The organism is Agrobacterium sp. GW821-FHT02D03 (assembly GCF_059421725.1).
On sequence record NZ_JBWKVN010000002.1, the window covers coordinates 991,558 to 1,004,096 of the forward strand.

Consider the following 12,539-nt stretch of genomic DNA (forward strand, 5'->3'; position numbering starts at 1 on the left):
CAAGGCTCCTCAGGGCGCCCACCAGCGGTAAAAATGATGAACCGGCCCGTGACCATGACCGACCTTCAGGTCGCGGCCTGCGGCCAGTGCACCCTGGAGATAGTCCTTGGACAGGCCGACGGCATCCGTCAGCGGTAGGCCGAGCGCCAAATGGGCCGCAATCGCTGCCGCAAGCGTGCAGCCGGTGCCATGGTCGTTCTTCGTCTCGATGCGCGGCATGGAAAATTCTTGAATTGTCTCGCCGTCCATCAGAAGATCGGCGCTCTTTGATCCGGTACCGTGGCCGCCCTTGATCAGCACAGCCTTCGCACCAAGCGCCAGGATCATCTCGGCCTGTTTCAGCATCGCGGCACGATCGGTGGCGATGCCGGTTCCGGTCAGCAGTGCCGCCTCAGGAAGGTTCGGCGTGGCAAGCGTTGCCTGTGGCAGCAATTCGCTTCGAAGCGTTTCGATTGCTTCCTCCTGAAGCAGCCTGTCACCGGAGGTCGCTACCATCACCGGATCAAGGATGACCGGTTGGGGCTGGCTGCGCAGTCTCTCGGCGATCGTTCGTATCGTGTCGATACGCGAGACCATGCCGATCTTGATCGCCTTGATATCGAGGTCGGAAAACACCGCATCCATCTGCGCAGCAATGATCGTGGCGGAAATATCTTCAACCGCGGTCACGCCCTTGGTGTTCTGTGCGGTGATGGCGGTGATGACGCTCGCACCATAGACACCAAGAGCGGAGAATGTCTTGAGGTCGGCCTGGATGCCGGCACCGCCGCCACTATCGGAACCGGCGATGGTCAACGCAATGGCGGTCATGGGCGTGCTCCTATCGCGTCATCCACGGCATTGCGAAACGCCTTGGCTGTCGTTGCTATATCGTCCGTGCGGAATAGGGCGGAGATCAGCGCCACCCCATTGGCACCTGCTGCAATCACGTCAGGAACGCGCTCCAGCGTGATGCCGGCAATCGCGCCAACCGGCAGGTCAGGTCGCTCATTGCGCAGGTATGTCCTGATTTGCTTTAGCCCTGCAAGGCCCACAGGCGTATCCGGATTGACCTTGGAGGTGGTTTCGAACACCCCGCCAATGCAGGCATAATCGGCCGGCGCTTGCGCGACGTGTCGGGCATCAGCCATGGATTTGACGGTGAGCCCAATGATTGCATCTGGGCCGAGAAGCCGCCTTGCCGTGTCCCCGTCCATATCGTCCGCGCCGAGATGCACGCCATCCGCGCCGGTTGCCATCGCGACATCGACCCGGTCGTTGATCACCAGCGGCACGCCGGTGCCCTTAAGGGCTTCAACGATGGTTCTCGCCTGGTCGATCATCTGGCATGTGGAGGCCGTCTTGTCGCGATATTGGATGATCGTTGCACCGTTATGTGCTGCCAGAGCTGCAAGCTCGGCAAGCGGCGCGATATCGCTGAGAGAGGCGTCGACAATGGCATTCAGCCGGTAATCAATCTTCGTCATGTTCGATCCTCGCATGGGAGAGTATGTCTTCGCTCTTCAGGTTGAAGAGGGCGTCCAGAAAGGCGACTTCGAACGATCCTGGCCCGCTGGCATGTCTGGCCGCGATCTCTGCGGAAACGCCGGTAACAGTCAGAGCCGATGCTGCAGCCAGCATCGCATCCGGCTCGACGGCCATGAAGGCGGCAATGATACCGCCGGAAAGGCATCCGGTTCCCGTCACCTTTGCCATCAGGGCATGGCCGTTGACGATCCGGACCTTGCGGTCGACATTACTCAAGCGATCCACCGCTCCCGTCTGAATGCGCAATGCACCACCGACGTCGCCGATAACCGCCATTTCTGCCGCGTTCCCACGTGTGATCGAGGGGTGCAGCCGGCTCAATTCATGGGCGAATTCTAGCCGTGAAGGGGAGTAGTCGCAATGGACCGGATCAACGATCCAGGGTTTGCCCTGGCGATTGGCAATAGCGACGGCGATGCGGATGACCTTGCGGCGCGCTTCGTCCAGCGTCCCGAGGTTGATCGTCAGCGCATCCGTCTTCGTCACGAAGCTTTCGATTTCCTCTTCCGACGATGTCATTGAGGGAATGCCGCCGATTGCGGTGATGCCGTCAGCGGTAAACTTCTGCACCACCGTATTCATCAGGCAGTGGACACGCGGTCGTCGCTCCCGCACGAGAGCCAGAAGGTCTGCCGCTTTTTCTGCGGTGGGAAAGCTTGCCATCAGCCGTTCATCTCCAGACACGCGGTTTGCGGACCCGGATAAGCATGACGCATGGAAAAGAAAGCTGTGCCTGACGGCGACTGTTCCGTTCCTACGCCGGTATGAACCGGATCAGGTTCAAGGGTCCGGCTCACCACCATCTCAGCATCGTTCGATGCTCCCCTCGGAATGCCTGACTCTAAATGAGAAATAGAACCTCGTGTCAAGGCGTTTGACAGACCAGTTCAAGTCACATGGCTGCAATCGAATTCGGCGAACGGCTTTGAACTTCCTGATTGTTGTTGCGTTGAACTGCCTGGCACGGTGTATGCCAACCTGTTCGCGCTTTTGCCGTCGGACGGATATAACGACGTTGAACTGCGCTTGCTTGGATGATCCCGTAAATGTCTGACTGGTCTTTGACGTCGCTGCGCCACAAGTATCTGACATTCCCGACACTGCTGCGATCGATACCGGTCGGGGTCGTCCTGGCTGCCGGTATCCTTGCCACCTCATGGACGCATGACCTTTTAAGCGACCACTACGATATGGTGGTCCATACCTATGAAGCGATCGATACCACCAAGGACGTCTTGATCGCGCTTGATGATGCCGAAACGGGACAGAGGGGCTATCTCGTCAGCGGCGACAAGCGCTATCTCGCGCCGTATGAGAAGGCGATGGAGCGCCTTCACCTGCTTCAGAACGATTTGATGACCAGGATATCGGACAATTCCGGGCAGGTTGCCCGCGTCAAAGCGCTCGACGCATTGATCGAGAAGAAACTTGAAGAGCTGAAGCACTCAATATCGCTCTATGATGACGTCGGTGCCGATGCCGCCCGCACGAACGAAATTGGCTACATGGCTGTCGGAACGATGGACCGCATCCGCGATATCATCGGCGAGATCACCGTCACCGAGCATACATTGCTGGACACCCGGCACGCCGAGGTCGAGGCCGATGAATTCCGCATCAGGGTTGTGGCGATCATCGTGGGCCTGGCTTCGTTCCTCACACGTGCTGGCGTCGAGATGTACCTAGCTCGCCGGTATCGTCTGATCCGGTCATGAGCCGCCAAAGCATGGTCTAAGCAGAACTGCGCAGCGGTGTTCCGACGACGACATGCGAACAACAGGACCGTAAAGCGCAAGAGCACATCTGAAAGATCGCGAAGCGCTCCTATTCGACTTACAAAGAACGCGTCTCCCTTTTCGAACCGATGCCTCATGCTTCTTCGACGGCCGGTTCCAATTTTTCGAGCCGGTGCTGTGTAGTAGCGTCCAGCTTGCGGAAGTCCGGCAAGGCGATGGCTGCTTGCTCCAACGCGTCGATAAGTTGAAGCACGTTCGTGCGAAGCGAATGACCCGGCGCTGTGACGACCTCCCATCGGAACGGTATGTGGAAAGAAAGAGGCAGCACGGCGATGTCTTTGATGGGAAGCGCTCGGATGGACGTGGATTCCACGATCGCAATTCCCAGGCCCGCCCGTGCCATGGCGATGGACGTATGGGCGGAATTGCTGTTGAGGATGCCGCCGGTCTCGACGCTTTCGGCACCCATGGCTTGTTCCAGTTCGACGCGTAGCGGATGAGGGCGCGCGGGTGCGATGACGCTTCGGCCGGCAAGGTGCTTTGAGGTGAGAAGTCCGGCATGAACAAGCGGATCGTCGTGCCTTAGAACGGCGACGTGAGAAACCTCGCCGATCCAGTGCGTTTCCAGCCCGGCCTGATCGACCGGCAGGGTGACCAAACCAATATCGGCAGTACGGGCCAGCACCGCGGCGATGACGTTCTCGCAGCTTGTACTGCGAATATGCACCTCATTCGGAAAGAGCGGCTCCGGCAGTCGCGCGAGCGCCAGGGGTGCAAGGCTTGCCGCAAGTTCTGGCACCGCCGTGATCTCCATCGCGCGGCCTGCTGCCGTTTCGATATGTCTGCAGTTTTCGCTGATGGTGCGCAGACCGCCCAGCAGAAGCTCGACCTTGGAGAAAAAGGCGATGCCCTGTGCCGTCGGAAAAATCCTCGGGCCATTGCGATGAAGAAGCGTAAATCCGATGTCTTTTTCAAGATCCTGGATCAGCCGGCTGATGACAGGCTGGGCTTTTCCAAGCGCCTTGGCGGCTCCCGTCATACTGCCAATCGAGATCACCGCCACGAAGGCTTCCAACTGCCTTGTATCGAGATAGCTGTCGATCATGATTGGCCCAACAAGACAAACCCGCTTGAGCGTCCCTCAGCAAGCGCTCTTCAAGTGGTAGGTCATGACGCTATAAGTGGCAAGGACAATAGTCCCACAACCTCGCGTGCTACAACACAATGCGTAGATTCAAAGGTAAAGTGTCCTTGTGCATCCAATAGTGTGCACGGCGCTTTATACGCGAGGCCGTCATAGTCAAAACGGCGTATTGCGGCCTACTCGCCTGCCATGCCGGGGATCTGATTGACGGTGATCATCTGCCGTATCGTGCGATCCGCCACACGCTCCGCCCGCGCTTTCGATTCATGCTCGTCCTCAGGAAAAGCATAGGTCATGTAGGAGAGCGACGTTTCCAGATCATTGTTGTTATGGCCGAGGATGGCGGCGAAATAGCTGTTCTTCGTGACATTGGCGGGCGCGAAGTTGCGATAAGCGATTTCGGCATAGAGGTGCCGTAGCCCATAGGGCTTCGGCGGCTCTTCCTTCGGCCAGATGTCCTCGAATTTCGCGATTATTGCATCGCGCAGCGGCAGTCTCGCATCGGTGGAAAACTCGTCCACGTTCATGCCGAGCCAGAGCTTGCCATCGCTGCTGTTTCTCAGGCGTCGATAGGCCTCGAGCACGATCTTGGCTTGCTCCAGAACCGGAATTTCATAGGTGATGCCGTATTTCGTCCCTTCGCCCTGCTTCGTCTTCGCCTGCCCGTTGAACAGCACGCTCCATTTGGAGACGCCATTGCCATAGGGCGCTGGCGTGAACTCGGCCTGGGTGAAGACTTCGAAGGGGCGCCGACCGGTGGTGCCGATCAGGCCGATGCCGATCGTCAAAGGGTCCTCAGAGTGAAGGAAGCGCCGGCAGCGTCGCATCACCTCGGAATAATGTGCGAAGGTGATCAGCGAGCCGTGCTTGGTGGCGATCTTCGCCATTTTGGCTTTGCGCGCGTCATCGTAGAGCTGCGGCGTGCCAGCGGCGATGCGCAGCATGGGATGCTGCTCGCCAAATGCCTCGCGAATGGCATTGCGATATTTCGTGATGTAGGAGATGACCGTCGCCTGCGTTCTGCCGGTCATGGCGTCCATTTCCCGGTCCCACAGCGCCTGCATCTCTCCCTTGGTGCTGACGCCATTGATGGCGGAGATGAAGTCCGAAACGCGCAGCAGGAAACGGGGTTTGCGGCCCGCCGTATTGTGCTCCGCTCTTTCGATCTTCTCCACGATCGACATCGCCACCCCGCTTTGCGGGTAATCGCCTCGCGCTATGTAGGTATCGAGACGCTCGCGCAGTTTTTTCATGTTGCAGATGGCAAGCGGTGTCGTCTTCGGCCCGAAGGCGTCTTTCAGCGCATAGCGGTACTTAACGATGTAAAGCTCAAGCGTCTTGGCGGTTCTGCCGTTTTCGAAATGGAAACGGACCTCGTCGTCCCAAAGACGTCCGATTGCTTTCGTGTCGAAGCTGCCGTCGTCCTTGCGCGTTGTCTTGATCTTCTCAACGAAGTCGGCGATGCGATCGGCCAGAATGGGCGTTTTTGTTTTTCTTTTTTCCGCGACGGACATCGATTCCTCCTCAAGTTCTCTTGGGATAGAAAATATATAAATTTTACGCAAGGGCTAATGTAGGGGCGACAGGGGCGGGGTTTCTGAATTTAACCGAAAGGGTGGACGGGCGAGTCGGCAGGCTGTGTGAACCAGCGTGGGCCATCGGCGGCCATGTGGATGTGATCCTCAAGACGGATGCCGAATTTTTGCGGATAGACCAGCATGGGTTCGTTGGAGAAGCACATGCCGGCCACGAGCGGCTGCGTGTTGCCGCGCACGATGTAAGGTCCTTCGTGGATTTCCAGTCCAAGACCATGGCCCGCCCTGTGCGGCAGTCCGGGAAGAGCGTAATCCGGTCCGAGCCCATGCCGAGCCATGACCGCGCGGGCTGCCGCATCGAGATTTTCGCAGGGCGCCCCAAGCTGTGCGGCATCGAACACCGCCTGCTGTGCCTCGCGCTCGATAGCCCAGGCGCGAGCAAAATCAGCGCTTGGCTCGTCCATCACATAGGTGCGCGTCAGGTCGGAGTGATAGCCGTCGATCCGCGTTCCTGTATCGACCAGAATGACGTCGCCTGCCTGCAAAGTCTGCTCCCCGTCGGCGCCATGGGGCAGCGATGTCGCCTCGCCAAAGGAGACGATGCAGAAGGAAGAGCCACCCTCTCCGCCCAGCTCGCGGTGCTGCTCGTCGATGAAGCGGACGACATCGGACGCCAGTACGCCTGGCTTCATCATGGCATGGGCACGCTTGTGCACGTCCAGCGTCAGGTTCATCGCATAGTCGATGATGGCAATTTCAGCGCTGGATTTGAGAAGCCGAAGGCCGCGGATCACTGGGCCGCTATCGACCAGACGATCAGGCCCGACCTTGGCGGCAAGGCTGTGATAGATGAAGAGGGGTAGGGCGTCGTCCAGAGCGATCATGCCGGATGAGCCTGCAAGGCTTGCGACGAGGGCCGAAGGGCTTTCCTCCTCCTGCCACAAATGAACCTCTCCCTCGATATGGGGAAGTGTGTCGACACGGCTCTGTTCGAAGCCTGGCACGATGTAATGAAGAGCATCCAGGGTGATCACCGCGCCAAGCAGCCGCTCGCTCTGGTGCCAGACAAGGCCTGTGAAATAGCGCAGACTTTCCGTCGAGCCGAGAAGCACGGCGCTGAAGCCTTGCTCGCCCATCTTCACCCGCAAGCGCTGAAGCCTCTCCTGGCGTTCGGCATCGGAAATGGCAGCGGGCTTGGCTGGAAATCGCATCGTCACACACTTTGGTTGTTTTGCCCAAAGCATGTCCGCGATGTCTCACAGATGCGCGTCACGCTTCAGGCCATTGTTCTTGAGCGGTGTTGCGCGTTGGGGTGGTTAGACCCTTGCGCGCAACGCAGCGTCAGAAGCAGTACAAAGGCTGCAGACTGTATTCAAGATGACGGTAGCGCCTGAGACGCCGTTATTTTTGCAGTCGCTGTTTCAGCGAAGCGACGATCTTGCGGGTCAGCGCCTCATAGTCCTCATCGAAATGGTGGCCGCCCTCAATGCCGATCAGTTCCATGCCCTTGTCTTTGAGAGCAGGGCAGGCGCTTTCATCATCGTCCGTGCCATAGACGCATTGGACGATCTTCGGATTGATCTTGGCGAGATCGTTGACAGGATCTTCCGCTCCATCCGAGGAGACCCCGAGCCATCCGCCAACGGAAATCTCGTAGGACACCTGGTGGGAAAGCGACAGAAGGCTCATCTGCACCACGCGCGCTTTATCCTTCTCCGGCAACCCGTTATAGGTCGCAGGCAGAATATCGGCGCCGAAGGAATAGCCGATCAGAAGAACGTTGTTGACCTTCCATTCCTTGCGATAGGTGTCGATGATCCGCGCGAGGTCGTCCGACACGTCCTGAGGTTTTCTCTCGGACCAGAAGTAGCGCAGTGAATCAACACCGACGACAGGAATACCGTCTTTCTGCAGATAGTCGCCGACATCCTTGTCGATATCGCGCCAGCCACCATCGCCGGAATAGACGACCGCCATCGTATCCATGGTCGGCTTGGCTTCGAGAATCGTAAGCGGCAGGCCGAGCGGGCTGTCGGAATTGGCTGCCGCATCGATCCGGTCCTGCAGAACCTGAATCAGCGCGGTCTGCGCATCATCCGTCACATCCTTGACGTCGATGTCCGCATGCGCCTTCAAAAGCGCGTCGACATGTTCCCGGCCTTTCGGGTCGGCCTTCGGCGTGAACAGCACCGTGACGGGCGCCGGAAGCGGACCGTCCGTCAGGCCGTAGATGGTGCGGTCGCCGTCCTTATCCTTGGTTGCGGGTGTGCAGAGCACCTTCTTCAAGGGAATGCTCGCCACAGGATCGACCGCGACAGCCTCACCGATCGTTGCCGCCGGGCTCTGCGCGATCATCGCCAGGACCAGCGCGCCGCCATCACCCGTGCCGGCGATAATCGGAAGGCTGTAATTGGAGACACCCGCCTTGCGCTGGATTTCCTGCGCAAGCTGTTCGATATCGGAGATCATGTAGACGCAGTCGTCGTCGTCTTTCTCGAGCGACTTGATGTATTCTGGAAAATCGATGCCGACGACGGCGGCGCCTTTTTCGAGAAGGGCATCGGCTTCCTTCTGTTCGGTCTCATCCCAGCCATTGCCGTCCGACACCAGGAACACAGTCGAGGTGATGTCGCCATCGGGCAGCAGGATGTGATCGGCGGGGATCATGCCGGTTTCGTATTTTTGAGCGTCCTGCGCCGGCGCATGTGAAGGCAGCAAAACCGCTGCCGTGAGCAAAGCGCCTGTGAGCCGTTTCAAAAATCTCATTTACCGATCACTCCTCTCACGCCGCCGCTGATGAGAACCGTTGTGTCCATCAATGCCAGCGCGGCGCTGGTGCCGTTCGAGACGGCAACGTAACGTGGCTCCCATTTGGGATGAAATTTAGACTTGAAGGCGCGCAGGCCTTTGAAATTGTAAAACCGCTCGCCGTGCTCGAACAATGTGCCGCCGATACGGTCCCAGACGGGGGCGGCATCGCGTTTCGACATGCCGGACAGCGGCGCCATGCCGAGGTTGAACTGGGCATAACCCTGCTCACGCATATGTTCGATGATGCTGACGAAGAGAAAGTCCATGGAGCCACGCGGTGCATCCGGTGCAAAACGCATCAAATCCACCGTCACCTGGCTCTTGGTGTCGGTCATCAACAGGTTGGCAAAGGCAGTGATCTTGCCGTCCTTGTGCAGCACCGCAACCGGCTGAGACAGGATGTAGTCGCGCTCGAAGGAACCGAGCGAGAAGGTCTTTTCGCGCGTATTGTGATGCTCCAGCCAGGAATCGGAGACTTGCTTCAACTCGTCATAAATGGCCGGGACATCCGGCGTATCGACAACTGAAAAGGTCAGCCCGTCGCGCGCGCCGCGGCTCAGCGATTGACGCAGATTGGCAAGCTTGCCGCCCTTCAGTTCGAAGCGCTTGAGATCGATCATGGCGAGTTCGCCGAGCTTGAAGGCGCGAAGACCCGCATCTGTGCAATAGGGAAGCGACGCGGAGGAAATCTGGTAGAAGACAGCGCGTCCACCATTGGCACGCACGGTCTCGACGAACTGCCAGATCAGATCGGAAAATTCGCTTTCGTCCCCGACAGGATCGGCCAGCGCGATCCACGAGCGGCCGCGAATGCCATACATGATGAAGGCATTGCCCTTTTCCGAGAACATGATGTGCTTGTCGCCCATGCGCACGAGATTGGCGTCCGCCACGTCCTGCTTGGCGACGATATCGGTGGCCTTCTCGATGTCTTCGGGCTGGATCTCTTCCGGCCGGTAGGTGACAGGCCGCAAGAGGCTGAAGATGGCGATGGTCGAAGAGGCGAGAACCAGACCAAGGACGGCGCGAAGCCCGCGCGGCGCTTCCTCTGAAAACTCGAACTGCCACCATAAAGTCTGGCTGTAATCGGTATCGCGATAGACGAACAGGAGGATCGTGGCCGCACCGGCCACGATGACCGCCATCGCGGCAATCCAGGTGGGACCAAGAGCCTGACGCAGAAGCGAGGCGTGGCGGGTAAAGGCGCGCATGTTGTAGAAGAGCGCGACGATGAAGACGCCAAGGAAGATCGCCTCGAAAATCGCGATCGCCTTGATGAGTGAGAGGAACAGGCCGCCTGCGGCCGCCACCAGCGCCACCCACCATGCGCCATCCAGACGCTGGCTCAAGCCGCGGGATGCGACGACGAGGCCGAGACCCAAGATACTGGAGAGAAAGTGCGCAGCTTCGATAATGGGAAGCGGCACGAAGTTGGACAGGAAATCCAGGTTGCTGTTCGGCGTCGGCGTCACGGAGGAGAAGATCAGCATCGCGCCGAGGATCAGGGCAAAGGCCGAGAGAAGCGAGGGCGCCAGCCGACCGGCGAGATTGCCGATATCGGCCATCACCGGCTTTGCGGCGAACTGCTTCATCTCGGTGATCAGCATCAGGATGATGGCGAAGAGAAGCGGCAGCACGTGATAGATGACGCGGTAAAGGACGAGGCCACCGAGAAGCTGATCGAGGCTGATGGCGTTGCCGAGACCCGCCACCATCACCGCCTCGAAAACGCCAAGACCTGCCGGCACGTGGCTGAGAACGCCAAGGCCGACGGCGGTGGCGTAGATGGCAAAGAAGCTTGGCCAGCCGACATTGGTTTCCGGCAAGAGCACATAGAGCACCGAAGCCGATGCCGCGATATCGAGCGCTGACACCAGGAACTGGCGCGACGAGGTGCGGCTATCGGGAAGGCGCAGTTTCAGCTGACGGATCTGAACGACGCGCCCATTGCGACCGACATAGATCAGCGTCGCCAGAACGAGAATGACGATGACTGCGGCACCGCGAAGCCAGATGGCGTCCACGCCCATGATGCTGGCGACGCGCGGCGCAACGATCAAGGTTGCCAGCGCACTGACAGACAGAAGTCCGAGGCCGAAGGACAGGGTGACGAAGGCGATGACGCGGGCGATGTCGGATGGCGTCAGCCCCATGCGCGAATAGGCGCGGAAGCGGATCGCGCCGCCGCTCAAGGGACCGAAGCCCGCAGTGTTGCCAACGGCATAGGCGATGAAGGCCGTGGCGATGACGGAAGGCTTTTTGAGGCGCTTGCCGATAAATTCGAGTGCGTTCAGATCGTAGCAGATCAGCGCAGCAAAGCTCAGCGCCGTGAAGAGGACGGCCAGAAACGCCGACTTCCAGCTGGTGTCGAGAAGGGCGACGACGATGTCATCGTAGCGGACCTCGGAGGTGAGGCGATAGATCGTCACCGTCATCATGACGAAGACGGCAATAACCGCAAGCGATGTCAGATGAGGTTTGTAACGTTCGAAAAAGCCGCTCAGGCCATCTTCGGCCTCTTCAATCGGCGTGACGTCGTTCTTCTCTGTCATTTAATGTTCCACGAAAGCGAGGCGCAGTTTGCCAACCACAGGATTATGACAGTAATTCGTTGTGGTTTCACAAATACGAAAAATCATAATCTTTGTGAGATTATCTACAGTATGTCGTTTGTCTAAAATGCTGGGGAGAATATCGGGTTACGCACCCCAGCTGCGTTCCAAAACTCTTAGCCAGTTGCCGTGACCGATCTTTTCCAGCGACGCCTGATCGTATCCAGCCTTGCGCAGTTCATCGACAAGAAGTGGCAGATCGGAAGCGTCACGCATGGCAGCCGGAATGGTCGTGCCGTCGAAGTCGGAGCCGAGCGCCACATGGTCGATGCCGATACGATCGACGATGTAATTCACGTGGCGAACCAGTTCGCGAATATCCGTATCCGGGTTCTTGATGCCATCCTGACGCAGGAATAGGACGCCGAAGTTGATGCCCACCAGACCGCCCGTATCGCGAATGGCGTCGAGCTGGCGGTCGGTCAGGTTGCGGCTGTGGTTGCATAGCGCATGGGCGTTGGAGTGCGAGGCGACCAGCGGCGCATCGGACAATTTGGCGATATCCCAGAAACCCTGCTCGTTCATATGCGACAGGTCGATCATGACCTTCAACTCGTTGCAGGTCTTGACGAGACGCTGCCCCGCCTCCGTCAGCCCCGGGCCGATATCGGGTGAGGAAGGAAAGCGGAAGGGAACACCATAGGCAAAGATATTGGGCCTGCTCCAGACGGGACCAAGCGTGCGAAGGCCAGCCTGATGCAGAACATAGAGCGCCTCCAAGTCGGCGTCGAAGGCTTCGACACCTTCGATGTGGAAGACGGAGGCGAAGGAGCCGCGCGCCATGGCGTTGCGGATATCCGCAGCGCTGCGGCAGACCGTAAGCCCGCCCTTTGACTGCGCTTCGATGCGAAACAGCAGACCGGCCATTGCCAGCGTGGTGGCAAGTGCTGTCTGCTGGGTCGGAGCCAGGAAATCGCCATTGGCATCGGTTCCGCGCGGCGAGGGGATATAGACGGCACAAAGCCCGCCGGCCAATCCGCCTTTCTTGGCCTTGGGAAGGTCGATATGGCCGGTGCTATCTCCTTCGATGAAACGCTCTTCCGGGTTTGAATAACCGGAGAGTTTCAATCTCAGCAGAACATCATTATGCCCATCGAAGACGGGCAGGACGGTTTGATCGGTCATAGGATTGCTTCCAACTGATGTCATCGCGTCTTTGCTCTATCCCCGAGAG

Annotated in this window: 10 protein-coding genes and 1 riboswitch; of the genes, 1 reads left to right on the forward strand and 9 read right to left on the reverse strand. The window is 58.7% G+C overall.

The window, feature by feature from the left end:
• Positions 1–9 precede the first annotated feature (9 nt).
• The 3 genes from thiD to AC07U5_RS17955 are packed head-to-tail and all read right to left on the reverse strand — an operon-like array spanning position 10 to position 2,190.
• Positions 10–810 (reverse strand): bifunctional hydroxymethylpyrimidine kinase/phosphomethylpyrimidine kinase, encoded by an 801-nt coding sequence (gene thiD, locus AC07U5_RS17945; protein ID WP_494723822.1) that lies wholly within the window; start codon positions 808–810, stop codon positions 10–12.
• Positions 807–1,466 carry a thiamine phosphate synthase gene (thiE, locus tag AC07U5_RS17950; protein WP_494723823.1) on the reverse strand — a complete coding sequence of 220 codons (660 nt, stop codon included), beginning with the start codon at positions 1,464–1,466 and terminating at the stop codon, positions 807–809. The genes thiD and thiE overlap by 4 nt, the downstream gene beginning before the upstream one ends.
• A complete protein-coding gene (locus tag AC07U5_RS17955; RefSeq protein ID WP_443275201.1) occupies positions 1,453–2,190 on the reverse strand; it encodes a hydroxyethylthiazole kinase in 738 nt (245 codons plus the stop codon). Before AC07U5_RS17955 ends, thiE begins: the two co-directional genes overlap by 14 nt.
• Before the next feature lie 71 nt (positions 2,191–2,261).
• Positions 2,262–2,364: riboswitch (TPP riboswitch) on the reverse strand.
• Between the two features lie 209 nt (positions 2,365–2,573).
• Between AC07U5_RS17955 and AC07U5_RS17960 the strand changes: the two genes are divergently transcribed.
• On the forward strand, positions 2,574–3,242 hold the full coding sequence (locus AC07U5_RS17960; protein WP_113265559.1) for a CHASE3 domain-containing protein: 669 nt from the start codon (positions 2,574–2,576) through the stop codon (positions 3,240–3,242).
• 154 nt (positions 3,243–3,396) lie between these two features.
• On the opposite strand, the gene AC07U5_RS17965 is transcribed toward AC07U5_RS17960, so the two are convergent.
• From AC07U5_RS17965 to AC07U5_RS17990, 6 genes are all read right to left on the reverse strand, one after another.
• Positions 3,397–4,368 carry a LysR family transcriptional regulator gene (locus AC07U5_RS17965; RefSeq protein ID WP_494723824.1) on the reverse strand — a complete coding sequence of 324 codons (972 nt, stop codon included), beginning with the start codon at positions 4,366–4,368 and terminating at the stop codon, positions 3,397–3,399.
• A gap of 215 nt (positions 4,369–4,583) precedes the next feature.
• Positions 4,584–5,921 (reverse strand): telomere resolvase TelA, encoded by a 1,338-nt coding sequence (gene telA, locus AC07U5_RS17970; protein WP_494723825.1) that lies wholly within the window; start codon positions 5,919–5,921, stop codon positions 4,584–4,586.
• Positions 5,922–6,010: 89 nt separating this feature from the next.
• Entirely contained in the window at positions 6,011–7,153 is a 1,143-nt protein-coding gene (locus AC07U5_RS17975) for a M24 family metallopeptidase (protein ID WP_494723826.1), read from the reverse strand.
• A gap of 190 nt (positions 7,154–7,343) precedes the next feature.
• Positions 7,344–8,708, reverse strand: a complete 1,365-nt coding sequence (locus AC07U5_RS17980; RefSeq protein ID WP_112358942.1) for a virulence factor family protein — start codon at positions 8,706–8,708, stop codon at positions 7,344–7,346.
• A complete protein-coding gene (gene mprF, locus AC07U5_RS17985; protein ID WP_494723827.1) occupies positions 8,705–11,305 on the reverse strand; it encodes a bifunctional lysylphosphatidylglycerol flippase/synthetase MprF in 2,601 nt (866 codons plus the stop codon). The genes AC07U5_RS17980 and mprF overlap by 4 nt, the downstream gene beginning before the upstream one ends.
• 147 nt (positions 11,306–11,452) lie before the next feature.
• A complete protein-coding gene (locus AC07U5_RS17990) occupies positions 11,453–12,490 on the reverse strand; it encodes a dipeptidase (RefSeq protein ID WP_144620067.1) in 1,038 nt (345 codons plus the stop codon).
• Positions 12,491–12,539: the final 49 nt, after the last annotated feature.